At 57.7% G+C, this 26,278-nt stretch carries 27 protein-coding genes and 1 tRNA gene; 17 read left to right on the top strand and 11 right to left on the bottom strand.

The features are described from left to right. Window positions 1–82: 82 nt before the first annotated feature. From FS819_RS16995 to FS819_RS16975, 5 genes are all read left to right on the top strand, one after another. A complete protein-coding gene (locus FS819_RS16995; protein ID WP_070163966.1) occupies window positions 83–463 on the top strand; it encodes a methylglyoxal synthase in 381 nt (126 codons plus the stop codon). 47 nt (window positions 464–510) lie between these two features. Then, window positions 511–1,533, top strand: coding sequence for a glucokinase (locus FS819_RS16990; protein ID WP_156549048.1), 1,023 nt, complete (start codon window positions 511–513; stop codon window positions 1,531–1,533). Window positions 1,534–1,637: 104 nt separating this feature from the next. After that, window positions 1,638–3,428, top strand: coding sequence for an ABC transporter ATP-binding protein (locus FS819_RS16985; protein WP_156549047.1), 1,791 nt, complete (start codon window positions 1,638–1,640; stop codon window positions 3,426–3,428). 100 nt (window positions 3,429–3,528) lie between these two features. Further along, the gene (dapB, locus tag FS819_RS16980; RefSeq protein WP_156549408.1) at window positions 3,529–4,341 is read left to right on the top strand and encodes a 4-hydroxy-tetrahydrodipicolinate reductase; all 813 of its coding nucleotides are present in this window, start codon (window positions 3,529–3,531) and stop codon (window positions 4,339–4,341) included. Window positions 4,342–4,375: 34 nt separating this feature from the next. Continuing rightward, a complete protein-coding gene (locus tag FS819_RS16975) occupies window positions 4,376–5,011 on the top strand; it encodes a 2,3-bisphosphoglycerate-dependent phosphoglycerate mutase (protein WP_087727025.1) in 636 nt (211 codons plus the stop codon). A gap of 53 nt (window positions 5,012–5,064) precedes the next feature. On the opposite strand, the gene FS819_RS16970 is transcribed toward FS819_RS16975, so the two are convergent. From FS819_RS16970 to FS819_RS16940, 7 genes are all read right to left on the bottom strand, one after another. Continuing rightward, complete coding sequence (locus tag FS819_RS16970) at window positions 5,065–5,601, bottom strand: TIGR02281 family clan AA aspartic protease (protein WP_156549044.1); 537 nt, start codon at window positions 5,599–5,601, stop codon at window positions 5,065–5,067. A gap of 130 nt (window positions 5,602–5,731) precedes the next feature. Next, window positions 5,732–6,361, bottom strand: a complete 630-nt coding sequence (gene upp / locus FS819_RS16965; protein ID WP_060719365.1) for a uracil phosphoribosyltransferase — start codon at window positions 6,359–6,361, stop codon at window positions 5,732–5,734. Between the two features lie 84 nt (window positions 6,362–6,445). Then, window positions 6,446–7,444 carry an adenosine deaminase gene (locus tag FS819_RS16960; RefSeq protein ID WP_156549042.1) on the bottom strand — a complete coding sequence of 333 codons (999 nt, stop codon included), beginning with the start codon at window positions 7,442–7,444 and terminating at the stop codon, window positions 6,446–6,448. Further along, window positions 7,441–8,661 carry a phosphopentomutase gene (locus tag FS819_RS16955; protein WP_070163972.1) on the bottom strand — a complete coding sequence of 407 codons (1,221 nt, stop codon included), beginning with the start codon at window positions 8,659–8,661 and terminating at the stop codon, window positions 7,441–7,443. The genes FS819_RS16960 and FS819_RS16955 overlap by 4 nt, the downstream gene beginning before the upstream one ends. A 146-nt stretch (window positions 8,662–8,807) precedes the next feature. Then, a complete protein-coding gene (locus FS819_RS16950) occupies window positions 8,808–9,392 on the bottom strand; it encodes a TadE/TadG family type IV pilus assembly protein (protein WP_070163973.1) in 585 nt (194 codons plus the stop codon). Further along, window positions 9,389–10,012: a TadE/TadG family type IV pilus assembly protein gene (locus FS819_RS16945; protein WP_156549040.1), complete on the bottom strand. Its 624-nt coding sequence runs from the start codon at window positions 10,010–10,012 to the stop codon at window positions 9,389–9,391. Before FS819_RS16945 ends, FS819_RS16950 begins: the two co-directional genes overlap by 4 nt. A gap of 232 nt (window positions 10,013–10,244) precedes the next feature. Then, window positions 10,245–10,640: a pilus assembly protein N-terminal domain-containing protein gene (locus tag FS819_RS16940; RefSeq protein WP_234624736.1), complete on the bottom strand. Its 396-nt coding sequence runs from the start codon at window positions 10,638–10,640 to the stop codon at window positions 10,245–10,247. Window positions 10,641–11,066: 426 nt separating this feature from the next. Between FS819_RS16940 and FS819_RS16935 the strand changes: the two genes are divergently transcribed. The 11 genes from FS819_RS16935 to FS819_RS16885 all read left to right on the top strand — a co-directional run bounded on the left by FS819_RS16935 (window position 11,067) and on the right by FS819_RS16885 (window position 21,029). Continuing rightward, window positions 11,067–11,252: a Flp family type IVb pilin gene (locus FS819_RS16935; RefSeq protein WP_012654669.1), complete on the top strand. Its 186-nt coding sequence runs from the start codon at window positions 11,067–11,069 to the stop codon at window positions 11,250–11,252. 188 nt (window positions 11,253–11,440) lie between these two features. Continuing rightward, entirely contained in the window at window positions 11,441–11,626 is a 186-nt protein-coding gene (locus FS819_RS16930) for a Flp family type IVb pilin (protein ID WP_070163975.1), read from the top strand. Between the two features lie 202 nt (window positions 11,627–11,828). Next, window positions 11,829–12,347, top strand: coding sequence for an A24 family peptidase (locus tag FS819_RS16925; RefSeq protein ID WP_156549038.1), 519 nt, complete (start codon window positions 11,829–11,831; stop codon window positions 12,345–12,347). 110 nt (window positions 12,348–12,457) lie between these two features. After that, window positions 12,458–13,267: a Flp pilus assembly protein CpaB gene (gene cpaB / locus FS819_RS16920; protein ID WP_012654666.1), complete on the top strand. Its 810-nt coding sequence runs from the start codon at window positions 12,458–12,460 to the stop codon at window positions 13,265–13,267. A 14-nt stretch (window positions 13,268–13,281) separates the two neighbouring features. Next, window positions 13,282–14,841: a type II and III secretion system protein family protein gene (locus FS819_RS16915; protein WP_409050034.1), complete on the top strand. Its 1,560-nt coding sequence runs from the start codon at window positions 13,282–13,284 to the stop codon at window positions 14,839–14,841. An 11-nt stretch (window positions 14,842–14,852) separates the two neighbouring features. Then, window positions 14,853–15,545, top strand: coding sequence for a CpaD family pilus assembly protein (locus FS819_RS16910; RefSeq protein ID WP_156549035.1), 693 nt, complete (start codon window positions 14,853–14,855; stop codon window positions 15,543–15,545). A 26-nt stretch (window positions 15,546–15,571) separates the two neighbouring features. After that, entirely contained in the window at window positions 15,572–16,858 is a 1,287-nt protein-coding gene (locus FS819_RS16905; RefSeq protein WP_156549034.1) for a CpaE/TadZ family protein, read from the top strand. 48 nt (window positions 16,859–16,906) lie between these two features. Continuing rightward, window positions 16,907–18,385, top strand: a complete 1,479-nt coding sequence (locus FS819_RS16900; RefSeq protein WP_156549032.1) for a TadA family conjugal transfer-associated ATPase — start codon at window positions 16,907–16,909, stop codon at window positions 18,383–18,385. A 3-nt stretch (window positions 18,386–18,388) separates the two neighbouring features. Beyond that, window positions 18,389–19,393, top strand: a complete 1,005-nt coding sequence (locus FS819_RS16895) for a type II secretion system F family protein (RefSeq protein ID WP_156532479.1) — start codon at window positions 18,389–18,391, stop codon at window positions 19,391–19,393. 10 nt (window positions 19,394–19,403) lie between these two features. Further along, complete coding sequence (locus FS819_RS16890; protein ID WP_156549030.1) at window positions 19,404–20,384, top strand: type II secretion system F family protein; 981 nt, start codon at window positions 19,404–19,406, stop codon at window positions 20,382–20,384. A gap of 267 nt (window positions 20,385–20,651) precedes the next feature. Further along, window positions 20,652–21,029 (top strand): hypothetical protein, encoded by a 378-nt coding sequence (locus FS819_RS16885; protein ID WP_156549028.1) that lies wholly within the window; start codon window positions 20,652–20,654, stop codon window positions 21,027–21,029. A 94-nt stretch (window positions 21,030–21,123) separates the two neighbouring features. Here the strand turns inward: FS819_RS16885 and FS819_RS16880 are convergent. After that, window positions 21,124–21,210 (bottom strand) — tRNA-Leu (locus FS819_RS16880). Window positions 21,211–21,603: 393 nt separating this feature from the next. On the opposite strand from FS819_RS16880, the gene FS819_RS16875 reads away from it, so the two are divergent. After that, window positions 21,604–22,011, top strand: a complete 408-nt coding sequence (locus FS819_RS16875) for a BA14K family protein (RefSeq protein ID WP_156549026.1) — start codon at window positions 21,604–21,606, stop codon at window positions 22,009–22,011. Window positions 22,012–22,261: 250 nt separating this feature from the next. On the opposite strand, the gene pheT is transcribed toward FS819_RS16875, so the two are convergent. Genes pheT through pheS form a run of 3 tightly spaced genes read right to left on the bottom strand, consistent with a single transcriptional unit; the run spans window position 22,262 to window position 26,201 of the window. Next, complete coding sequence (gene pheT, locus FS819_RS16870) at window positions 22,262–24,700, bottom strand: phenylalanine--tRNA ligase subunit beta (RefSeq protein WP_156549024.1); 2,439 nt, start codon at window positions 24,698–24,700, stop codon at window positions 22,262–22,264. After that, complete coding sequence (locus FS819_RS16865; RefSeq protein ID WP_041696084.1) at window positions 24,697–25,116, bottom strand: hypothetical protein; 420 nt, start codon at window positions 25,114–25,116, stop codon at window positions 24,697–24,699. Before FS819_RS16865 ends, pheT begins: the two co-directional genes overlap by 4 nt. Then, window positions 25,116–26,201, bottom strand: a complete 1,086-nt coding sequence (pheS, locus tag FS819_RS16860; RefSeq protein WP_156549022.1) for a phenylalanine--tRNA ligase subunit alpha — start codon at window positions 26,199–26,201, stop codon at window positions 25,116–25,118. The genes FS819_RS16865 and pheS overlap by 1 nt, the downstream gene beginning before the upstream one ends. Window positions 26,202–26,278 lie beyond the last annotated feature (77 nt).

The raw sequence follows: 26,278 nt of genomic DNA, 5'->3' as shown, positions 1-26,278 counted from the left end.
ATCAGGCGGGGGCGGCTTTTCAATTCCCCGCCGCTTGGTATAAGAGATCCGCAAATCGATTTAAACGCTCAGGGGAGAACCAATGGCTGAGCGCCAGAAGATTGCGCTGATCGCGCATGACAAGATGAAGGACGAGATGGCGGCGTTTGCCCGCCATCATCAGAGTTTTCTTGAGCAATGGCAGATTGTCGCCACCGGCACCACGGGCGCACGGGTGCAGGACGCCTGTCCGAAACTGGACGTTCTCAGGATGAAAAGCGGCCCTCTGGGTGGCGACCAGCAGATCGGTGCGATGATCGCCCAGGAAGAAGTCGCCATGCTGATCTTCTTCGTCGATCCCCTCACCCCCATGCCCCATGACGTCGATGTCAAGGCGCTGATGCGACTGGCCATTCTTTACGATACACCGATGGCGCTAAACCGCGCGACAGCTGACCGTCTGTTGCCCGTGATTACGGAATAATATCAAACCGCAAGGCCGAAGCCGCGTGACCAGAAATGGATTTTTCAATGCCAAAACCTCATGACAATGATCACATGCCCTTTCCGGTTCTTGTCGGCGATATCGGCGGCACCAATGCCCGCTTCTGGATCCTCATGGATGCCCATGCTGCGCCCAAGGAATTTGCCAATATTCACACGGCGGATTTCCCGACCATCGACCAGGCCATTCAGGATTGCATTCTCGACAAATCCGGCTTCCAGCCGCGCTCGGCCATTCTGGCTGTGGCCGGGCCGATCAAGGATGACGAAATCCCGCTGACCAATTGCCCCTGGGTCATTCGTCCCAAGGCGATGATTGCCGATCTCGGCTTTGACGACGTGCTTGTTGTCAATGATTTCGAAGCGCAGGCGCTGGCTGCTGCATCACTGGGGCGCGACGACCGCGAACCGATCGGTCCTTTGAGCGAAACCTCGCTGAACTCCCGCGTCATTCTGGGACCCGGCACCGGGCTTGGTGTTGGCGGGCTGCTTTATACCCATCAGACCTGGTTTCCGGTTCCAGGCGAAGGCGGCCATGTGGATATCGGGCCGCGCAGCGAGCGGGATTGGCAGATTTTTCCGCATATCGAGCGGATCGAAGGCCGGATTTCCGGCGAGCAGATCCTGTGCGGGCGCGGCATCCTGCATCTCTACAATGCCATCTGCGCTGCCGATGGCATTGAGCCTGTATGGACCGATCCAGCCGATGTGACCCAGCATGCCCTGAAGGGCAATGATCCGGTCTGCGTGGAAACCATGACACTGTTCGTGACCTATCTTGGCCGGATTGCCGGTGACATGGCCCTGGTTTTCATGGCCCGTGGCGGCGTTTTCCTGTCCGGGGGGATTTCGCAGAAGATCATCCCCCTGCTGAAGAGCCCGGTCTTCCGCGCCGCTTTCGAGGACAAGGCACCGCATACGGAGATGATGCAGACAATTCCCACCTTTGTCGCCATTCACCCGCAGGCCGCCCTTTCGGGGCTGGCAGCCTATGCCCGCACGCCGTCGAGCTATGGCGTGAAGCATGAGGGCCGTCGCTGGCAGCGTTGATTGCGTCGCGCATTGCTCTATGGTCAAAAGCAGCCGGACTGGCTATAGACCGGCTGGCGCGGCCATGACGGTCGCTATGACGAACCGAATGGGAAAGACATTTCTTGCGCGACACCATCAAGACCTCCCTGCCAGAATCGTCGGAAAGCATTACGGCAGTTCTCAAGCGGGTCATCGCCGAAAATGGCCGTGATCATGTGCGCGGCTATGTCTTCGCCATCATCTGCCTGGCAACCGTGGCCCTGACGACGGCCTTTACCGCCTGGATCATGGAAACGGTCATCAACGAGGCCTTCGCCAACAAGCGTGCCGATCTGGTCTGGATCATCTGCGTCTCGATCTTCGTCGCCTTTTCGCTGCGTGGCCTTGCCAGCTATGGCCAGGCGGTGGCTTTATCCAAGATCGGCAATAATATTGTCGCGCGTTATCAGAAGCGGTTGTTCAGCCACTTGATGACGCTGTCCATGGGCTATTTCAACGAAGCCCGCTCGGCGCATCTGGCCGCCCAGGTCAGCCAGAATGTCAATGGGATCAGGGATGTCCTGAACCTGACCGTCACCTCGACGGCGCGAGATCTGCTGAGCCTCATCGGCTTGATCGCCGTCATGCTCGCCAAGGACTGGGTGCTGACGCTGATCGTCTTTGTGGTGGCTCCCCCGGTTCTCTATTCGCTGCGCTATATTTCCAAGCGGCTGCGCAAGGCGACCACGGATTCCGTCATGCTCAACAGCCGGGTGCTCGGCGCCATGCAGGAAAGCGTCCAGGGCATTGCCGTCGTCAAGGCCTTCACCATGGAAGAAGAGCTTGGCCGCAAGGTGGAGGGCATTATCGACAGTGCCGAAAGCCGCGCCAACCGCATCGCCCGTTTGAGCGAACGCACCTCGCCGATTACCGAGAGCTTTGCCGGTCTCGCCATTGCCGCCGTCATTGCCTATGCCTCCTACCGCACCATTGCCGGTGGCATGTTGCCGGGCGCCTTCTTCTCCTTCATCGCCGCCCTGCTGATGGCCTATGAGCCTGCCAAGCGGCTGGCGAAATTGCAGATCCAGATGGAACGGGCCGTGGTCAATGCCCGGATGATCTATGCCATCCTCGATACCCAACCGCACCAGCGCGACAAGCCGGGTGCTGGCGAATTGAAGGTCAGTGAGGCCCGTATCGAGTTCAAAAACATTCATTTCGCCTATGGCAACGGCCCTGAAATTCTGAAGGGCGTCGATATCACGGCCGAAGGCGGCAAGACCACCGCACTGGTCGGGCCATCGGGGGCCGGAAAATCGACGATCATCACGCTGATCCCGCGCTTCTACGATCCGCCGCAGGGCCAGATCCTGATCGACGGGCAGGACATTGCCGATGTGACCAAGGCCTCGCTGCGCAAGCATATCGCCTATGTATCGCAGCATCCCTATCTGTTTGAAGGCACGATCCGCGACAATATCCGTTATGGCCGTCCCGACGCCACCGATGCCGACGTGGAAGAAGCCGCGCGCCTTGCCCATGCGCATGATTTCATCCTGGCGCAGCCCTATGGCTATGAAACACCGGTGGGTGAAAACGGCCTGACGCTGTCCGGTGGCCAGCGCCAGCGCCTATCGATTGCCCGCGCTCTGGTGCGCAACGCGCCGATCCTGCTTCTGGACGAAGCAACATCCGCTCTCGATACAGAATCGGAGGCCGCCGTGCAAAAGGCATTGGACGAAGCCATGAACGGGCGGACCGTCGTGGTCATCGCGCACAGGCTGTCCACCGTGGTCAAGGCCGACAAGATCGTCGTGATGCAGGATGGCCGGGTGGTCGAAGTGGGCAACCACAGGACGCTGACGGAAAAGCCGGAAGGGCTTTATGCCCGGCTGAACAACATGCAGGCAACCAATGGAAGCCCTTCACTGTAAGCACGAAGCCTGTGCGGAAGGACGGATGAGGACGGAGAGAGGCATGACAGTTGCGTTGAACACCGATCCGATGAACGCTGGGCCGATCAAGACTGGACCGATGAAGCTGGTCGTGGTTGGCGCCAGCGGACGCATGGGGCAAGCGCTGGTGCGGATCATCTGCGAGACGCAGGGTGCCGTGCTGCATGCGGCGGTGGGTCGTCCGGGCTCCGCCTCGATTGGCCGGGATGCCGGTGATCTGGCCGGCGTCGGTCCACTGGGTGTTCCCGTCACCGACGATGCATTGGCCGCCTTCGTCAATGCCGATGGGGTGATCGACTTTACCAGACCGGAAACCTCGGTGGAATTTGCCGCCTTGGCAGCCCAGGCCCGCATCGTTCATATCATCGGCACCACGGGATGCTCACCAGTTGATGAGGCGAAGTTCGAGGCGGCAGCGCGCCATGCCAGAATCGTCAAATCCGGTAATATGAGCCTAGGTGTTAATCTGCTCTCTGTTCTGGTTGCCCAGGCGGCAAAGGCTCTGGAGGCCTCCGGCTGGGATATCGAAGTGCTGGAAATGCACCACAAACACAAGGTCGATGCGCCCTCAGGCACCGCCCTTCTTCTGGGTGAAGCCGCCGCCAAGGGGCGTGGCGTCGACCTCAAGGACAACGCCGTCAAAGTGCGCGACGGACATACCGGGGCGCGTGCGCCCGGATCGATCGGCTTTGCAACGCTGCGCGGTGGCTCTGTCATCGGCGAACATTCCGTTCTGCTGGCTGGCGAAGGCGAGATCGTCACGCTCTCCCATAGCGCCGGCGACCGTTCAATCTTTGCACGCGGCGCGGTCAAGGCCGCGCTCTGGGCGCAGGACAAGAAACCCGGCCTTTATTCCATGCTCGATGTTCTCGGGCTTTCATCTCCGCAATAATGTTTCCAGTAACGTCAATGAGAGGATTTTGTCGATGACCGGTACCCTCGTGCTCGTGCGCCATGGCCAGAGCGATTGGAATTTGAAGAACCTGTTCACCGGTTGGCGTGATCCCGACCTGACCGACCTTGGCGTGCAGGAAGCCAATGCCGGCGGCAAGGCGCTAAAGGATTACGGCATTCAATTCGATATCGCCTTTACGTCCGATCTTTCCCGCGCTCAGAAGACCTGCGGTATCATTCTCGACAATCTTGGTCAGTCCGGCCTTGAAACCATCCGCGATCAGGCGCTCAACGAGCGCGATTATGGCGATCTTTCCGGCCTCAACAAGGATGACGCCCGCGCCAAATGGGGCGAAGAACAGGTGCATATCTGGCGCCGTTCCTACGACATTCCGCCACCGGGCGGCGAAAGCCTGCGCGATACCGGAGCCCGCGTCTGGCCCTATTACCTCACCGAAATCCTGCCGCGCGTGCTGCGGGGCGAAAAGGTACTGGTGGCAGCCCACGGCAATTCGCTGCGCTCGCTGGTGATGGTGCTGGACAAGCTGACCAAGGACCAGATCCTCAGCGTCAATCTCGCCACCGGCGTGCCGATGGTCTACAAGCTGAACGCCGATTCCACCGTAGCCTCCAAGGACGTGCTGGGCGACATGTCCGGCGCGCATTGAGCGCGGTTCAACAGTTTTAATCTATGACGTCAGGGCTCCTCCAAGAGGAGCCCTTATTTTTGACTGAGCTTCAACTGGCCATCTTCAACTTTGTAGCTGCCAAGCTGTTTCAGGAATGTCATGCCGATCAGCGTGCCGGACAGGGCCTTGTCCTTCATCACCATGGCTTGAACCTGCGTGACGCGCACCCCGCCGACCTCAACCCGGTCCAACGTCACGACCGCAGCCAAAGTGTCGCCATTGGCGGTATTGACCTTATATTTGAAGTTCAGATCGTTGCCGCCGAAGCCAAGCCTGCGGGCGGTGGTCTCGTTAATGGCAACCGTACTTGCGCCGGTATCGATCATCGCATCGACGGTTTTGCCGTTGATGCGGAAGGGCGCGATGAAATGGCCCCGGCCATCGGCTTTCAGGATCGCCTGACCTGAACCGGCGACCGGCTGTGGCGCAACCGCGAGACGGGTTGCCTCCCGGCTTGGCGCTTGAGATTGCTTTTCCTGTAGACTTTCCGCCCTGCCCTGCAAATAGGCAGGCAATTGCGTGGCGACGAGGACTGTCAAACCGGCAAAAACCACAACCCGCATGAACATCACATCTCTCTCCAGATCTATCGAAGATAGAAACGGTGGGCAGGATTTCACTTCGGTTAACATGACCGCTCAAAAGCAAACCCCGGCGCAGGAAGCACCGGGGTCGAAGCCGTTCGTCGTTAAGAAAGCTTTACTTCGTGCCGTACATCCGGTCACCGGCATCGCCGAGACCTGGCACGATATAGCCCTGCTCGTTCAGGTGGCTGTCGATTGACGCCGTAAAGATCGGCACGTCTGGATGGGCTTCGCGGAAATGCTTCAAGCCCTCAGGAGCTGCCAACAGGCAGACGAAACGCAGGTTTTTGGCGCCGCGCTCCTTCAGCTTATCGACGGCAGCAATGGAGGAATTGCCGGTGGCCAGCATCGGATCGACGACAATCACCAGCCGCTCCGACAGGTTTTCCGGGGCCTTGAAGTAATATTCGACCGGCTGCAAGGTCTCATGATCGCGGTAGACACCGACATGCGAGACACGGGCGGAGGGGACCAGATCCAGCATGCCTTCCAGCAGGCCATTTCCGGCGCGCAGAATGGAGGCGAAGACCAGCTTCTTGCCTTCCAGCACCGGCGCTTCCATTTCCACCATCGGCGTTTCGATGGTTTCCACGGTCAGTTCCAGATCGCGGGTCACTTCATAGCAGAGCAGCGTCGAGATTTCCCGCAACAGCCGGCGAAAGCCCGCCGTCGAGGTTTCCTTGCGGCGCATGAAGGTCAGCTTGTGCTGCACCAGGGGGTGATTGATGACTGTGACGCCGTCCATGGGAAACCTCTTGTCTCTTCCGCTCTATTCCTGACTGTGATGTTTCTTCCAACGAATCGGTGGGATGAGCAAGGCTTGCAGCCGTTAAATTGCTGCCTCATCCCCAGAACCAGCCACTTGCAGCCGCCGCAACAGGTTTTGGCGGGTCGCCTCATCCACGAAAGCCGCTTCGATTGCCGTCTGGGTCATGGCGTTGATCTCGGTGTTTGAAAAGCCCATCTCCGCAGCGATGGCATAGTCATTGGCCAGCGATGTGGCAAAAAACGGCGGATCGTCGGAGTTGATGCATATCCGCACCCCAGCATCAGCCAAGTCGCGCATGGGATGGCTGGCATAATCCTCAAACACCTTGAGCGCGATATTTGAAGCCGGGCAGACTTCCAGCACCACGCCCTCATCCGCCAGTCGCTGCACCAGATCAGCGTCCTCAATCGCGCGCACGCCATGGCCAATCCGGCTTGGACGCACCAGATCCAGCGCGTCACGAACGCTGAAAGCGCCACAGAGCTCGCCCGCATGGATGGTAATGCCATAGCCCGCTTCACGGGCGATGTCGAAGGCCGGGGCGTAATCCGCCACCCGGTTCACCCGCTCCTCACCCGCCATGTTGAAACCCGTGATCAGCGGATGCTGGTAATCGGCCAACCATTTCGCCCGGCGCAAGACGTTTTCCGGCCCCAGATGCCGTTCGCCGATAATCACCATCCGGCATTCGATACCGGTCTTGGCCCGGGCAGCGACAATGCCCTCTGCCAAGCCTTCAATATAGGCTTCGGCGGACAATCCCACCGCCTCGCCGTGATCAGGCGAAACGAATAGCTCACTATATATCGTATTGACGCCCGCCAGTTCGCTCAGATAGGCCTCAGCCAGGGCGGCAAAATCCTCCTCGCTGCGAAACACCGAGGCGACGAAATCATAGGCGGCTATGAAACTGGTGAAATCCTCCCAGACATAGACGCCATTGCGGATAAAACTGCTGGCGTCGATACCGTATTTCTCGGCTTGGGCCGCGACCAGAGCCGGAGGTGCGGCGCCTTCGATATGGCAATGCAATTCGGCCTTCAACAGCGATGCGGTCATAGGAAACTCCCGCCATGGCGACCCGGAGCAATGCCGAGATGGGCCGCAATTGTCTCACCGATATCCGCATAAGTGTCGCGAATGCCGAGAGAACGCGCCCGGATGCCGGGACCGAACGCCATGATCGGCACCCGCTCACGCGTATGATCGGTGCCACGCCAGGTCGGATCGCAACCATGATCGGCGGTCAGGATCACCATGTCGCCGGGGATAAGCTTGCGGTAGACATCCGGCAGCCAGAGATCGAAGGCTTCCAGCGCCGCAGCATAGCCCGGCACATCGCGGCGATGGCCGTAGAGCATATCGAAATCGACGAAATTGGTGAAAACCAGATCGCCCTCTGCTGCCTCATCCATCACCGCCAGCGTCGTCTCCATTAGTGCGGCATTGCCATTCGCCTTGATTTCGCGGCCCGTCCCCTGATGGGCGAAGATATCACCGATCTTGCCAATCGCATGCACCGTGCGGCCCGCTTCACTCAGCCGGTCGAGCAGCGTCGGCTCCGGAGGCAGGACCGAATAATCCCGCCGATTGCCGGTGCGTTGGAAATTCGAAGCGCTATTGCCGATAAAAGGGCGGGCGATCACACGGCCAATCCTGTAGGGGGTCAGCAACTCCCTGACAATTTCGCAGAGCCTTAGCAAACGCTCCAACCCGAACACGTGCTCATGGGCGGCAATCTGGAAGACGCTGTCAGAGGATGTATAGCAGATCGGCTGGCCCGTTCGGCAATGCTCCTCGCCCAACCGGGCCAGGATGTCGGTGCCAGAGGCATGACAATTGCCGAGGATTCCGGGAAGATCGGCGCGTTTGCAGATCTCGGCGACGAGATCGGCTGGAAAGGCATCGCCTTCTTGCGGGAAATAACCCCAGTCGAACATGACCGGCGTGCCAGCAATTTCCCAATGGCCGGACGGTGTATCCTTGCCCCGGGACACTTCATTGGCCGCACCGTAAAGACCAAAGACCCGCTCCGGCAGGTCCATGCCCGCAGGCAGGCTGCCGCTGGCCAGGCTGGCAATCTGCAACAGGCCCAGCGCCGACAGGTTCGGCAACATCAGGGGTCCGGCTCTCAGGCCATCGCGGTCTCCGGCACCGGCGGCGCAGAATTCTGCGATATGGCCCAGCGTATCGGCCCCCTCATCGCCATAGGCTGGCGCATCGGGGGCGCCGCCGACACCGAAGGAATCGAGAACAAACAGAAAGGCTCGCGCCATGCTTCACCCGTCAGCCCGGTCTTGCCTTGCATTTCACCTTGAACCACTTCGGGATTAAAATGAAATCAGGCAGCATCGGGCAGTTGAATATCAATCGGACGGATTGAATAGACATTTAGGCAGGCAATGGCAAATCTCTACTCAAATCAGCAATCCGAGCAGGCAATTTCACCGTTCTCCCGCTGACGGAAGTAATAATCCCTGGCGATGGTAATGGTGTTGACGCTCGATCCCGAAAATCCCGGCAGATAGGTGACAAGCTCATGCGGCACAGTCAGTTCCGCGTGAACGAAAAAGGCATTGGCAGCCGCCATGCCAGACGGAAGTGTTACCGTTGCACCTGTTTCATAGGGTTTGGATCCATCCTGCGCCCAGGACCAGGCAATCGTCGCCTTGACATTGCTGTCCACCTTGATGCCGGTGATCTTCAGCGCATAGCCCGTTGTCGCTGTTGGCGCGAACATGGCTTTCAGCACATCCGGCATAGTCGCCAGAAAGGTCTTGTTGACCGTTGTCTGCTGGCGCGCGACGATATCGGCGATGGCCCCGGCGCTGGTGGTGGCGCGCTGGGAAACGCTGAGCGCCATGGTGAGTTCGAACGCCCCCAGATACAGAACCAGAAGCAAGGGCACGATGAGGGCAAACTCCACCGCGCCCACGCCGGATCGATCCACGGCCAATCGCTGGAAAGGTCTGCACAGACGCAACATCAACACAGATATCGACCTCATGGATAATTCTCGTTCTGGAATGCCATGGTCGACACGATCAGATAATCTGAGTTGCTGGAAACGCCGGGGCGATGGATCGTGGCGATATAGGGACGGACAAGATCCGTGGTGACCGGCCAATAATAAAAGGCGCGCAGCATATTGATCGAACTTGCTCCACCCGGCGTGAAGGCAAAACTGGACGTATCGAGACTGCCCGCCGTCGTGGCGATGGTGGTGGGCATGGCAGAAAACGCCGAGAAGGTTCGCACATCGAGCCAGAGCCGGTTGGGCGTCGCGACTTCATCCGCGTCGCAGGTGAGGAGAAAGGAAATCTCGTTGCAGAACAACTGGCGGAATTCCGTGGCCGTCTTATCGGTGCTACGGGCCTGATTATAGGTGATATTGCCGGTGCGCAATTGCCTGCCGAGCGTGTCGACCGCTGAATTGACGGTCTGCTCCGCAATGAAAGCCACGAATGTTTCCAGAATGGCAAAAATGATCAGGAAGTAAGGAATGGCCAGAATGGCGAATTCGATGGCCGCCGATCCGTCACGGGAACGACGCAAACGCCTGGCCGCTACTATCCATCTGCGCCATCGTCCGTCGCGTTTGTCACGGGTGCCATCTGGAAAGACCATCGCTGAATGCCGGTTGTTGTGCCTGATAGCAAGCTAGGGCTGGATCTATTTAATTTTCGTTGCCGAATTCCTTCAGTTTGAACAGGATGATACGGAAACGACCAAAAAATTAATTTTAGATATTCTGAATAAATTCATATTATTACTGCATGATTTCTTATGCAGGAGCGAATTCAGGAAAGATATAGCCGATAACGCCCGCCATATCCGCCCAGTGTTTTCGCGCTTACCGCTATTGGGCGGTGACGCTTGACGTACTGTTGCTGGAGGACGCATCTCCAGTGGAATTTCCAGACTGCGAATGCTGCTCGCAGCTTGGCGTGCAGGACAGAACGGTGCGTTGCGTCTGTTTGTATAGCCGCACTGTATTGGCTTCATCGATAGAGACAAGAATGCGCTCGTCGAAAATCGCATTGCCCTGGCTGTCAAGCAGAACCAAATTCGTCGTTCCGAAGCTTCGCCCCGTCAACACGATGGTTTTCGGGTCTGCCACGGTGGCATCGGCGACTTTCTCATTGCCGATGATGACCTTGCTGACCGGCCGATCGAGTTTGAGAATGCGGGCCTGGTTCATGACCACGCGCAAAAGCGGGTCTTCAGCATGCGCTGTGCCGGAAACTGTCGACATTCCCGCAAGCAATAACGCAAAACAGCAGCGAAACGACATCGTCAATGTCATGGAAAATATTTCTCTCGTGCAGATCAGATCCATAGATTGAGATAAAATGGTAAATGAACCCTAAAGCCACCGTCTCCTGTCAGGACATAATACGGTTCATCTCGCAATAAACACTGGCATATCAGCGGCCACAACTGACACATACTTGCATAATTTTGCATGTAAACATGCTGTAGGCTGGCCTTTTTCCGGAGTGAATACAATTTTTCCGACTATCTTTCGGCTTCATTTACCACACTGAAATCAAGCTGCCGTTCAAGGATAATTAACTTGTTTTCTTAAGGCGATAGCAATGCGGCGACCTGTAATTTCAGCTCAACCGGACAACAAAAATAGTTGGCGGATAAGAAAAACCTTATGGAGCAGGAGAAGAGCATGTCCAAGATTTTCGCACGTTTTATGAAGGACGAATCCGGCGCAACCGCCATCGAATACGGTTTGATCGCCGCTTTGATTTCCGTCGCACTCGTGGCTGGCGCAACGTCGCTCGGCTCGAGCCTGAACAATACGTTCACCAATCTGACTACGCAGATGAATAAGGCGGCCACCGCATCCAAGTAATGTCGTTGCTAAAGCTGATAAGATATTAGGGCATTTTCTTGTCTGAAAATTCTTAAAACTTTAGAATATCTCACCGGTTCAATGCAGAGTGAAATACCCTAACAGGATGCCGATCTGCATTTTTACGTCAACCGTTCAGTAGAAACATTTCACTGGTCAGAACAACACTTGTGGAGCATGAAAAGCGCATGTCCAAGTTTTTCGCACGTTTTATGAAAGATGAATCCGGTGCAACGGCCATCGAATACGGCCTGATCGCCGCTCTGATTTCCGTTGCACTCGTCGCTGGCGCAACCACACTCGGTACCAGCATTGGCAACACCTTTAATAACCTGACAACGCAGATGAATAAGGGTGCGGACGCAACCAAGTAAGCTTGAAACGAGCCGCCTCAAGGCTATAAGAGCCGCCTCGCAAGGGCGGCTTTTCTCTTTGATGGACGGGAGAGCCTGTCCTAAATATTTCCCACCCCAAATATTCTGAGTGACCAGAATTTTCAGTCCAGAGAATGATTCGGTAATGGCTTTGCGCCATGGTCGATTCTTTAAAATCACGTCGTCAAAGGGTTCATCCGCCATGCTGGCTGTCACGCTGTCACTGATTTTTCCTCTTTGCCTGGCGCTGGCGGCCTTTACAGATCTGTTCGAGATGAAGATCCCCAATGCGATCCCCCTTGTGCTGCTTATCGGTTTTACCGCCCTCGCTCTGGTGTTGGGCCTGCCTATAGGATTGGCCGGACTGCATCTCACGGCGGGTCTGATCGTGTTTTTCGGTTGCTTCACGCTGTTTGCATTAAACGTCATGGGCGGCGGCGACGCCAAGCTTTTGACGGCTGCTGCCGTATGGTATGGTTTCAATATCAGCCTGGTGGAATTTCTGATTGAAGTCGCGGTGTTCGGCGGCGTGCTGACCCTGATGATCCTGGCTTTGCGCAGCCAGGCCAATACAGTAATGGCCCTTGGACTGCGCCTGCCGCGCTCGCTGATTGTCGAGAAAAAAATTCCCTATGGTATTGCCATCGCCATTGGCGGTTTTTGCAGTTTTCTCAGTGCCCCAGTGGTGACATTGGCCTTGGCGACAGTTTCGCCGAAATAAATCCGGCAATATTTTGTTAACCACGCCAGTAAGGCGGTTGTTAACTATAATTACACCAATTTCTGTTCTTTTCGACCTTAAGAAAGCTTCCGCCGACTTAAGGACAGACCATGAAGCCCGCCCGCATTCTCATTCTCTTCGTCGCCGTGGCCGCGGCCGGTCTGGCCGGTCTGCTGGCCATGGGGCTGAGCGGGCAAAAGCGCGTCGTGGTGCAGCAATCCGAGCCTGTGGTGACGAAGGAACCGACCACCAAGGTGCTGATCGCCGCCGCCAGCCTGCCGGTCGGCGCCCGCCTGACCGATAAGGCCATGCGCTGGATGGACTGGCCGAAGACCGACCTGGTCGACGGTTTCGTGACGGAAGAGAACCGTCCCCAGGCCTTGAGCGACCTCGCCGGGCTTGTCGTGCGGCTACCGATTTTCGAAGGTGAGCCGATCCGAATCGAAAAGATCGCCGACGCCTCCAGCCGGACCCTTTCAGCGCTGCTTCCAGCCGGAAAGCGGGCAATCTCCACGGAAATTTCCGTGGCAACCGGTGCTGGCGGCTTCATCCTGCCCAATGACCGGGTCGACGTAATCATGGTCCGCAAGGGCGATAACGATAACCATCTGACCGAAACCGTGCTGTCCAATGTCCGCGTTCTCGCAATCGACCAGCAGATCGAGGAAAAGAACGACGGCACCCGTTCGGTCATCGGCACCACCGCAACACTGGAACTGACACCGGAGCAAACCAAGGTGCTGACGGTTGCCCAGCAGATGGCCGAGCGCCTGTCACTGGCGCTGCGCTCAGTGGCGGATGCCCAGGAGCAGGACAATAGTTCCGCCAGCTACCTGCTGAGCGGCGATAGCGGTGGGCCACAGGTGCAGGTCATCAAATCCGGGCAGATCGTCAAGAGCGCGGGAGCTGCAAAACAATGAACGGACGATTTTCCATGCGCCTCACCCCTGCTCGCCTGCTGCGGATCATGATCACCGGCAGCCTTTCGCTTGGCCTGTCGATTACCGGCTTGCCGGGAGAAAATATGCTTGTCTGGCAGGCTGACGCGCTTGCCGCCGGTGCCCAGAGCCTGGTGCGCATCGCCCAAACCGGCCCCGGTGTGCGGCGTGACCTGAAGCTTGGCCTCAACAAGGCCATCGTCGTCGATCTGCCGGAAGATGCGCATGATATCCTGGTGGCCGATCCGGAACTGGCCGATGCCGTCACCCGCACCTCCCGCCGGATCTATCTGTTCGGCAAGAAGGTTGGCCAGACCAATATTTTCATTTTCGGGGCGGATGGCCGCGAGATCGTCAGTCTCGATCTGCAAATCGAACGGGATATCGAGGGTCTGCAAACCAACCTGAGCCGGTTCATCCCTGAGTCCAATATCAAGGTCGAGATCATCTCTGACAACGTGGTGCTGAGCGGCACAGTGCGCACCCCGCAGGATTCGTCGCGGGCCGTCAGCCTAGCCAAGGCTTTCCTCCAGGGTGGTGAAGCCACCACCCGCGGAGAAACCGCAACCAGCAACAGCAGCGGCGACGGAGCGGTGGCGATCTATGCGGAAGATCGTCAAACCTCGCAGATCGTCAACATGCTGACCATCGAAGGCGAAGATCAGGTCACGCTGAAAGTCACCGTTGCCGAAGTCAGCCGTCAGGTACTGAAACAGCTTGGCGTCAGCGCCAGCGCTACGGATGGCACCAGCGGCATCAGCTACGCCAATCCTTCCAACCTCGGCAATTCCGTCGACGTTGGCGGCACCGCCACGATTTCCAAGACCTTCGGCAGCTTTGGCATCAGCGCTTATGTCAACGCCATGGAGCAGGCGGGTGTAATGCGCACGCTGGCTGAGCCCAGCCTGACGGCAATTTCCGGCGAACAGGCGAAATTCTATGTTGGCGGCGAATATCGTCTGGCAGCCGGCCAGGAAATCAGCACCGACAGCACCACCGGGCAGAAAACCGTCTCTCGCACGACCTCGACCGTCGATTACGGTATTCAGCTGAACTTCCGGCCAGTCGTGCTGTCTCCGGGCCGTATCAGCCTGGCGATCGAAACCAATGTTTCCGAACCGACCTATGAAGGATCGGTGGTAGAGGGCAATTCGGATGCGTCCATCCCTGGTTCCACCTATCTGTCGATCCGCAAGCGCGAGGCCTCGACCACGGTCGAGCTGCCCTCCGGTGGATCGATTGTGATTGCCGGTCTGGTTCAGGACAATGTCCGTCAGGCCATGTCTGGACTGCCAGGCATTTCGAAAATCCCGATCTTCGGCACGCTGTTTCGCAGCAAGGATTTCGTGCGCAACGAAACCGAACTGGTGATCATCGCAACGCCTTATCTGGTCCGGCCCGTCACCCGCAACGCGCTGGCGCGTCCCGACGACAATTTCAATCCTGCCGGAGACGGCGCCATGTATTTCCTGAACCGTGTCAACAAAGTCTACGGTCGCAAGGAAGCCACGGCAAACGGCGCCTATCACGGCACCGTCGGCTATATTTACAAATGAGGGCGGACACGATGATACTTCACCCTACCTTGTCCGTCACACGCGCTTGCGCCCTCCTCCTCGGGTTGACGGCCATCCTGCCGCTTAGCAGCTGCGGCGGTATGAAAGACGAGATGTCCACCGGCTCGATTCCCGACGATTACCGTACCCGCCATCCGATCATCGTCACCGATGTCGAGCATTCGCTGGATCTTCCGGTCGCGCAGGGCTCAAGCCGCCTGACGATCGGCATGAGCGATGCGGTGACGGGCTTTGCCCAGGATTACCGCAATGCATCCACCGGCTATGTGCAGATCCTGGTGCCGCAAGGATCTCCCAATACAATGGCGGCCTCCAGCATCGCTCGCCAGGTGCGCAGCCTGCTGGTATCCAAGGGCATTGCCGCCCCCAAAATCGTTGAACGGCCTTACCGGGCCAGCGCAACAGGTGATGCCGCGCCGATCCGGCTGAGCTATGTCGCAACTACGGCGGTGGCCGGACCGTGTGGCCAATGGCCGGAGGATCTCTCCAACGACACGGCGCAGAACAAGAACTGGCAGAATTTCGGCTGTGCCTCCCAGGCCAATCTGGCGGCGCAGGTTGCCAGCCCGACGGACCTGATCGCGCCGCGCGGTATGACGCCGATCGATGCCGAGCGTCGCTCGACGGTGATCGACAATTATCGCGACGGCAAGGACACCTCAACCACGACATCCACGGATTGATCGACAAGGATCGCGGGGGCAGGCTGATGAATACCATCAAATACGATATCGCCGGATCGAACGAAGACGGCCTGGCCGCGGAACCGGTGAGAACCGGTAATCTCGAGCAATTGCGGCCCTTGCCGCGCATTTCCGTGCATGCGTTCTGCATCTCGGACAGTGTGCTGGCAGTGATGGAAGAAGCCGCCCGTGACCGGCGCATGACAAAGGTCAGCATGCGGGTAACAAGCGGCGGCATTTCGGCGGCGGTCAATATGTTTGCCGGGGCACCGACCCCCAATCTGGTCATTCTGGAAACCGATGCGAAGCCTGAGAACCTGCTCTTAGAGCTGGCGCCGCTGGCCGATGTCTGCGACCCCTCGACCCGGGTCATCGTCGTTGGACGCTATAACGACATCGCTCTTTACCGCGAATTGATGCGCAATGGCGTCTCCGATTATATCGTGGCGCCAGTCAGCATGGCCGACGTCATCGGGGCCTTGTCATCGATCTTCATCGACCCCGATGCCGAGCCGCTTGGGCGCAGCATTGCCTTCATAGGCGCAAAAGGCGGCGTCGGCTCCTCCACCATCGCCCATAATGCCGCCTTCATGGTCGCCTCGCTGTTTTCCTCCGAAACCATCCTGGCCGATCTGGACCTGCCCTATGGCACGGCCAATATCGATTTCGACCAGGACCCGGCCCAGGGCATAGCCGAAGCGGTCTTTGCTCCGGAGCGCCTGGACGAAGTGTTTCTCGATCGCCTACTGACCTCCTGTTCGCAAAACCTGTCCCTGCTGGCCGCCCCCTCCCTGCTGGACCGGGCCTATGATTTTGAGCGCGGCGCCTTCCTACCGCTGTTGGAAACCCTGCAACGCAGCGCTCCGGTCGCGGTGCTGGACCTGCCGCATAGCTGGAATGAATGGACGCTGGCGCTGCTATCGGAAGTGGACGAGATCGTCCTGACCTGCGTGCCGGATCTTGCAAATTTGCGCAACGTCAAGAACCTGCTCGATGCCTTGAAGCGTCTGCGGCCGAACGACAAGGCGCCGCATCTGATTCTTAACCAGGCCGGAATGCCGAAACGGCCGGAAATTTCGCCCAGCGATTTTTTCGAACCGCTGGACATGCAGCCGGCCGCGATCATTCCTTTCGATATTCAGCTGTTTGGCAATGCCGCCAATAGTGGCCGGATGATCGCCGAGATCGATGCGAAAAGTCCGACGGCGGAGACGTTCTCGCAGCTCGCCCATCTCATCACCGGACGGGTCAGTATCAAGAAGCCGAAAAGACCGGGTCTCAGCACGATCTTCGCCAAGCTGGCCCGCAAGTAAACATGCAACCGAGGGCGTCTCGCATAGACGCCCGACTGGAACGAGACAATGTTCGGTAAACGAGGAAATGAAGGGTCTGTAAAGTCCGGTTCCGGCATGGCGCCGCCGGTCTCGGCACTGTCATCGCCCGGCATGCCAGCATCCGTGTCGGCCTCCGGACGGATCGAACCGGGTCGGGCCGAGTCACCCAGGCCAGCCGCTCCCGCCGATCCCGCGCAGCGTCGTCGCCAAAACCGGACCGAGGATTATTACGATACCAAGAGCCAGGTTTTTTCGGCGCTGATCGACACGATCGACCTGTCGCAGCTTGCCAAGCTGGACGCGGAAAGTGCGCGCGAGGAAATCCGCGATATCGTCAACGATATCATTTCCATCAAGAATTTCGCCATGTCGATCTCCGAGCAGGAAGAGCTGCTCGACGACATCTGCAATGACGTGCTGGGCTACGGCCCGTTGGAACCCTTGCTGGCCCGCGACGATATTTCCGACATCATGGTCAACGGTGCCGGCCAGACCTTTATCGAAGTCGGCGGCAAAACCATCGAATCGGATATCCGATTTCGTGACAATTCCCAGCTTCTCTCGATCTGCCAGCGCATCGTCAGCCAGGTTGGCCGACGCGTCGATGAGAGCAGCCCGATCTGCGACGCCCGCCTGCCGGATGGTTCGCGCGTCAACGTGATCGCTCCGCCGCTGTCCATCGACGGTCCGGCGCTGACGATCCGTAAATTCAAGAAGGATAAGCTCAATCTCGATCAGCTGGTCAAGTTTGGTGCCATTACGCCGGAAGGTGCGCAAGTCCTGCAAATCATCGGGCGGGTGCGCTGTAATGTGGTGATTTCCGGCGGCACCGGCTCGGGCAAGACCACCCTGCTCAATTGCCTGACCCGTTATATTGACGCCGACGAACGGGTAATCACCTGCGAAGATACAGCAGAATTGCAATTGCAGCAGCCGCATGTCGTCCGGCTGGAAACGCGCCCGCCGAATATCGAGGGCGAAGGCGAAATCACCATGCGTGATCTCGTCAAGAACTGCCTGCGCATGCGACCGGAACGAATCATCGTCGGCGAGGTGCGCGGATCGGAGGTCTTCGACCTGTTGCAGGCGATGAATACCGGCCATGACGGCTCAATGGGCACCATCCACGCCAATACCCCACGCGAATGCCTGAGCCGTATGGAATCGATGATTGCCATGGGCGGCTATTCCCTACCGGCAAAGACCGTGCGCGAGATTATTTCCGGCTCGGTCGACATCATCATCCAGGCTGCCCGTCTGCGCGACGGGACACGCCGCATCACCCAGATTACCGAGGTGGTGGGGATGGAGGGCGATGTGATCATCACCCAGGACCTGATGCGTTTTGAAATGGAAGGCGAGGACCTGACCGGCAAGATCATTGGCCGCCATGTCTCCACCGGCATCGGCAAGCCACATTTCTGGGAACGCGCCCGCTATTACAACGAGGAACGGCGCCTGGCGGCGGCGCTCGACGCCATGGAACAGAAAACCGGTGTGGTGTAAGCCATGAACATCAATGTGCTCGCCATCGTGCTTCTTGCAGCCCTCGCGGCGGGATCGCTGGCCTATGTCCTGTTGTTTTCACGGGTGCAGGCCGACAAGAAAACCGCCACACGCCTCGCCCGGGTGAAAAATGCCGAAGCCGATACCGCCAAGAAACAGGTGGCGCGCGACCGGGTTCAGGAGCTTTCCAAGCGACGCAAGTCCGTGCAGGACACGCTGAAGGAAATCGAACGCAAGCAGAATGAGAAAAACAAGAAAATCTCCAGCCAGTCGCTGAAACAGCGGCTCGGCCAGACCGGTCTAGATGTCAGCCTGACCCAGTTCAGCATTGCCAGTACCACACTTGGTCTGGTGTTTTTCTGCCTGTGCTTTGTCCTCGGCATGTCTCTGTTTGTGTCCTTGGGGATTGCCTTTACGGCTGGTGCCGGCCTGCCGCGCTGGATCGTCAGCTTCCTGATCCGCCGACGCCAGGAAAAATTCCTGACCGAGTTTCCCAATGCGCTGGACGTGATGGTGCGGTCGATCAAATCCGGCCTGCCGCTCAACGATTCCCTGAGGATGATCGCCGTCGATGCGCAGGAACCGGTCAAAACCGAGTTTCGCCGTGTGGTCGACGCCCAGCAACTGGGTATAACGGTGCCGGAAGCCTGCGGGCGTATGTTCAACTCCATGCCTTTGCAGGAGGTCAGCTTCTTTGCCATCGTCATCGCCATTCAGTCGCAGGCGGGCGGCAATCTCTCCGAAGCCCTGTCCAATCTATCGAAAGTGCTGCGTGAGCGGCGCAAGATGAAGGCCAAGGTCAGCGCCTTGTCGATGGAGGCCAAGGCATCAGCGGTCATCATCGGCGCGTTACCCTTCATCGTCGCCTTTCTCGTCTACATTTCCTCTCCAGCCTATATCATGGTGCTGTTTACCGACCCGCGCGGCCATATGATTCTGGGGTTCTCGGCGTTCTGGATGTCTATCGGCATTTTCGTCATGCGTAACATGATCAATTTTGACATTTGAGGACGTGCCAATGTCTGCCGATCTTGCCGCCACACTGACCAACCCGACCCTGCTGATCGCCGTATTGGTGGCCATTGCGGTTTTTGCCACCCTTTACACCCTGATTTCACCGCTGCTGGAGCGGAGTGACCTCAACAAGCGGATGAAGGCCGTATCCTCCGAGCGCGAACTGATCCGCGCCCGCGAGCGGGCCAGAATGAACAGCGAGGGCGGACGCGGCAGCCTGCGCAATACTGATAACAGTTCGGCGCGCAAGATCGTCGAGCGTTTCAACCTGCGCAAGGCGCTGGTGGACGACAAGACCATGGACCGGCTGAAAACCGCTGGTTTGCGCTCCCAAAATGCCCTGAACATGTTTCTGACGGCCCGTTTCCTGCTGCCCTTCCTGTTTCTGGCCCTGGCAACCACCTGGATCTTCGCCTTGCACAACATGCAGTCCAGGCCGTTTGCCGTGCGTTTCCTGGCGACGGTTGTGGCGGGTTATGTCGGCTTTTATCTGCCCAATATCTATATTTCCAACCGTATCACCAAACGGCAGCATTCAATTCGCCGAGCCTGGCCCGATGCGTTGGACCTGATGCTGATCTGCGTCGAATCCGGCATGTCGATGGAAGCGGCGATGCGGCGTGTCGCCGATGAAATGGCGTCTCAATCTCCGGCGCTGGCCGAGGAAATGGTGCTGACCACGGCGGAACTGTCCTTCCTCCAGGACCGCCGGACGGCCTATGAAAACCTTGGAAACCGAACCCAGCTGGAAATCGTCAAGTCTGTCTGCCAGGCGTTGATCCAGGCGGAACGCTACGGAACGCCAATCGGCCAGGCCCTGCGCGTTCTGGCGCAAGAGGGCCGCGACGAGCGGATGAATGCCGCAGAAAAGAAAGCCGCCGCCCTACCCCCAAAGCTGACCGTGCCGATGATCCTGTTTTTCCTGCCGGTGCTGGTCGCCGTTATTCTTGGTCCAGCCGGGATTCGGGTCTCGGACCGGTTCTAGGTATTTTGGCATAGCTAAGCGTTTGATGGAACATTGTCACCCGGTGCCTGTTGGCGAAACCGTGATCAGCAAGACCTGCCTTATGCCCTTTTGCCCATGCTTAGGCCTTCCTATATCAGAGAAGACAGGCCCAGCTTTGGGCAGGCACGAAACGGGCCATCGATTGTTTGTCAGGAACACCGCTCACCGATTTTCCTGATCCGACAAGCTTGAAAAGGGGACTGGATATCCGCTCCTTTGGCGCGGTGTCAGAAAATGGAGATCGACATGCAGAACCGAGCAGCAAGATGGACGGCAGCGCTGGTGGCAGCAGGATTGACCATTGCGGCACCAGCCTTTGCCGACCAGAACAAGAAACCCACCATGGATAACTGGTCGCAGCCCTTGAAAGGTTACAAGGACCTGCCCGGCGTGAAGACGCAGGCCGAAATCGACCGGCAGAACCTCCAGCCAAGTTACCGCTGCAAAACCGAGACCGTGCTGATGCAAGGGCGCGGCACCCGCGATTTTCATTTTCTCGGCTCCGGCATGCCGCGAACCGTCTATCGCTGCACCACGGATGAAGGCATTACCTACACAGGCAGCGAGCAACCGCGCACCGGCGCCTGGCTGCCGGGCATCAATCCGAGAGATGTCGGGGAATAAAACCTCAAACAGAAAAACCGCATAAAAACAAAAAAGCCCGGCGAACCGGGCTTTTTTGTATTCATAAACCAAATCAAAGATTTGGCTTGGGAATTGGTGCCCAGAAGAGGACTCGAACCTCCACACCCTTTCGAGTACCAGCACCTGAAGCTGGCGCGTCTACCAATTCCGCCATCTGGGCGACGAGGAGGGATTTAGTAGGCCAGCCCGCGCCTGTCAACACGGTTTTTGAAGTTTTCATGTCAGGACCGTTTTTTTTCCGATTGCCTCTATCCCGTTCATTTTGCAGCATCATTCAACATTCGCCCAAGCACCTGAATCTAGTGGTTTTAATAGAGACAATCCGCGCAACAGAGAAAACTGGCGCCAATAATCGCCTTATCTAACATACAAAGCGATCTCGCCCGAAAGCCTGAGTTTTTGATGGGTGCAAGCGCAAGACCGATGGAATCATGTCGCCAGAAAAATTGCCTTGCCTTGAAATTGTCCCCACCCTCGAAGCTTGGGCCTTGAAGCTTGGACGACGAGATTTATGTAATTCGGCATGTCCGGTTTTAGTGTGAGGAGGCGTAGAATGCCAGTGTTCCGCAATGCCTTGGCTGGGGTTGCGTTCGTCCTTGTCGGCAGCCTGCCCGCTGTCGCATCGGCGACCATGCCGTTTGCCATGGCCCCGCCGAGCGGCAACCCATCCCAAGTCATCGATATCCGCTATGTCTGCGACGTCTATGGTTGCTATGACCGGCCCGATTACGGCAGGCCGCCGCCACCACCGCCAGGTTATTACCGGCCAGTACCGCCGCCACCCGGCTATTATCGCCCAGCACCTCCGCCACCAGGTTACTACCGTCCAGCGCCACCGCCGCGGGTATCGAACCGCCATATCCGCTGGTGCATGGATCGCTATCGGTCCTATGATCCACAAACCAACCGCTACATCGCCGGGGATGGCCGCATGCGGGTCTGCCGCTCACCATTCCGATGATTTATACGAAGGTTCATTGAAAATGACTCTTCGTATTCCATTTGAAAATATCTCAAGCCTCTGGCGCATTTGAGATATTTTCAATTTTTCAAGTCGAGGATGCGTGAGCATCTTCGAGACTTGGTATTAGGCGTCTGACTGTGTTGAAAACCTGAGAAACGCAAAACCCCTCGAAATATTCGAGGGGTTTTTACAATCACGATAAAAACAGCGGGACAAAGTCCCCGCCACCTGGCCCTGAAGACAGGTGTCAGGCGCGTAAAGCACCGCCTGTGGTCTTCTCCACATTGCCGACGATCTTCTTGGTCAGCGCGTCAAAATCCTCATCGGTCAGGGTCTTGTCCGATGGTTGGATCAGCACTTCAATGGCCACCGATTTCTTGCCTTCGCCAACGCTTGCCCCTTCAAACACGTCAAACACGTTGACGCCCGTGATCAGCTTGCGGTCGGCGCTGGTGGCAGCCTTGATGATCGCGCCCGCTTCAACCTGTTTTTCGACCACAAAGGCGAAATCGCGCTTCACCATCTGCAAGGGCGAGAGATCCAGCGCAGGCTTGGTGCGGGTGGCCTTCTTCTTTGGCTCCTGCATGGCATCAAGATAGATCTCAAAGCCGCAGAGCGCACCGGAAACATCCAATGCGGCCAGCGTCTTGGGGTGGAACTCACCAAAGTAGCCGAGCACGACCTTTGGACCCATCTTGATGGTGCCGGAGCGGCCCGGATGGTACCATTCCGGGCCACCCTGCTCGATCTGCACATTGCCCATCGGCAGGCCGCAGGCTTCCAGCACGGCCAACGCATCGGCCTTGGCGTCATAGACATCCACTGGCTTGCCGCCGCCCTTGGCAGCGTTGGACCACATGCGACCAGCACCTGCGAGCGATGCCGTGCCACGGCGCACGCCACCTGCCACGCGGCGCTGACCTTCTGGCGTATCGCCTTCATAGGTGCCGGAGACTTCGAAAATCGCCACATCGCCAAAGCCACGGTCGGCATTGCGCTGGGCAGCGGTGAGCAGACCCGGCAGCAACGATGGGCGCATGTCTGACATATCAGCGGCAATCGGGTTGACCAGTTTCAGCGCTGCGCTACCGCCGCCAAACAGTGCGGCCTGTTCTGCCGAGATGAATGACCACGTTACCGCTTCCATCATGCCACGGCTGGCAAGCGCCCGCCGTGCTGTGCGGGTGCGGATCTGCAAGGTGGTGAGGATCTTGCTGTTGACCGCGCCCATGGATGGCAGCGGCTCTGGCGTGATCTTATCCACGCCATGCATCCGCATGACCTCTTCCACCAGATCGGCCTTGCCGTCCACATCCGGCCGCCACGATGGCACGGCCACCTTGACCACGTCGCCCTCGCCAGACACCTCAAAGCCAAGGCCGGTGAGGATGGTACGGGATTCCTCGGTGGAGACATTAAGTCCTGTGAGGCGCTTGACTTCCGAGAATGGGAAATCAACCACCTTTTTGCTGTGACCCTGATAGCCAACCACCTTGGAGCTTGCAGCCTTTCCGCCGCACATCTCCAGCACCAGTTCGGTGGTGCGCTCAAGGCCGGGCACCATATAGTCCGGGTCAACACCGCGCTCAAACCGATAGCGGGCATCAGTGATGATGCCGAGCGAGCGGCCCGATTTAGCAATGTTGATCGGGTCCCACAGGGCCGATTCAATCAGCACGTTACTGGTGTTTTCATCGCAGCCGGAATGCTCGCCGCCCATGATGCCGCCAATGGATTCAACGCCCCCGGACTCTAAGCCATTGTCATCGGCAATCACTACGGTGTTGGGTGTCAACTTATAGGTGCGGGTGTCGAGGGCGAGAATTTCCTCGCCATCCTTGGCACGGCGAACCGTGAGCGCACCCTTGACCTTATCGGCATCAAACACATGCATGGGCCGACCTTGATCAAAGGTCATGTAATTGGTCACATCCACCAGCGCAGAGATGGGGCGCAGGCCAATGGCAATCAGCCGCTTTTGCATCCAGACCGGGCTTGGGCCGTTTTTGACACCGCGCACGAGGCGATAGGCAAAGCCGGGGCAAAGCTTGGCATCATCCAGCTCCAGCTTCACCTCAACCGAAGTCTCGCCTTCCACCGCAAAGCTTGGAACCTTTGGCTGCTTCAACGTGCCAAGGCCGGAGGCGGCCAGATCACGGGCAATGCCGTAAATGCTGGTGCAATCGGGCCGGTTGGGCGTGAGATTGATCTCGATGACCGGATCATCAATGCCGGCATAGGCGGCGAAAGAGGTACCAACAGGCGCATCTTCGGGCAGATCGATAATGCCATCGTGGTTATCAGACATGTTGAGTTCTTTTTCAGAACACATCATGCCGTGGCTTTCCACGCCACGAATATTGCCGACAGCCAGTGTCACATCCAGCCCCGGCACATACATGCCCGGACGGCCAAACGCGCCAATCAAGCCCGCCCGCGCATTCGGCGCGCCGCATACGACCTGAACGGGCTTGCCATCACCAGCATCAACCGACAAAACTTTCAGACGATCCGCAGATGGATGTTTTTCTGCGCTCAAAATCTTGGCAATTACAAACGGTTTATAGGCCGCCTTGTCATCAACATCCTCAACTTCAAGGCCAATGGCGGTAAGGCGCTCGCAGACCTGATCCAGCGTGGCATCGGTGTCCAGATGGTCTTTCAACCAGGAGAGTGTGAATTTCATTGCTTTTCTCTCAACTCGTGGAATCTCAAGATCGTAAAATCTTCAGAAGTTGGCGTTAGCCCTAGCTCACGCCGAATTTGAGATCTCACGTACTTCATCAATTCAGTAGTATTTGAACTTCCATCTACCTTAAGATCATCACTGTATTTCTTCGTTAATCTTAAAAGCTCTGGATCACCGAAAACCTGAACTCTATCAACAGCACGCTCAATCGCCTGCATTTCGTCCTGCGGACTCACAAAGGACGGTGTAGCAATAGCATCATACGTTTCAAGCAGGTACTTCACGATCAGCTCACGTCTTTTATTGTACTTCTCTCTTCTGGAAGACAATAAATGTGTAAGCCAAGCGACAACAGCCCCGCCAATCACAGCACTTGTTAACGTTAGCGATGCGGTGAGGACAGCTTGCTCCATCAAACGCTCAATCCACCAAACAATGTCGGCACATCCAATGGACGAAAACCGTAGTGGTTCATCCAGCGGACGTCGGCGTTGAAAAAGTCGCGCAGGTCCGGCATGCCGTATTTCAGCATGGCGATGCGGTCGAGGCCCATGCCCCAGGCAAAGCCCTGGTATTCATCGGGGTCGAGGCCGCCGGCGCGCAGCACGTTGGGGTGGACCATGCCGCAGCCGAGGATTTCCATCCAGTCCTTGCCTTCGCCGAATTTAACAATCGGGCCAGAGGAGCGGTCGCACTGGATGTCCACCTCAAACGATGGTTCCGTGAACGGGAAGAACGACGGGCGAAAGCGCATCGTGACGCTATCGACTTCAAAGAAGGCCTTGCAAAATTCCTCCAGAACCCAGCGCAGATGGCCAACATTGGCGGTCTTGTCAATCACCAGACCTTCGACCTGATGGAACATCGGCGAATGGGTGGCGTCGGAATCCTGTCGGTAGGTCTTGCCCGGAATAACGATGCGGATCGGTGGCTTTTGCGCTTCCATGGTGCGCACCTGCACCGGCGATGTATGGGTGCGCAGCACTTTGCGCTCGCCATTAGCGTCGGGCTGGAGGAAGAATGTGTCATGCATTTCGCGGGCCGGATGGCCCTCGGGGAAGTTCAGCGCCGTGAAATTATAGTGGTCTGTTTCGATATCCGGGCCTTCGGCAATGGAAAAGCCCATATCGGCAAAGATGGCGGTGATTTCGTCAATGATCTGGCTGATCGGATGAATACGACCACGCTCGGCAGGCGACGAGCGCACGGGCAGCGACACATCCAGCGTTTCAGCCTTCAGCCGCGCATTGATGGCGGCATCCTTCAGCTCGGTTTTCTTGGCGGTCAGCTGTTCGGTGATCTCGTTTTTCAGCGCGTTGATCGCGGCGCCACGGGTCTGGCGCTCTTCTGGCGTCATGGAGCCAAGCGTTTTCAAAAGCTCGGAGACCGCGCCTTTCTTGCCCATGGCGGACAGACGCACAGCTTCAATGCCCGCCTCGTCGCTGGCGGCAGAAATGTCGGCCAGAAGGGATGTTTTCAAACTCTCAAGATCGGACATTGTTGTCTTTCCTGCCCATGTTCCGCCAGCGGATGTATCGCCAGTATCAAATAAAAAAGAAAAAACCCGCGCCAGTT

Origin of the sequence: Allorhizobium sp. Av2 (assembly GCF_021462805.2) — a bacterium.
Classification (GTDB): Bacteria; Pseudomonadota; Alphaproteobacteria; order Rhizobiales; family Rhizobiaceae; genus Allorhizobium; species Allorhizobium vitis_G.
This window is presented reverse-complemented; position numbering and strand designations above follow the sequence as displayed.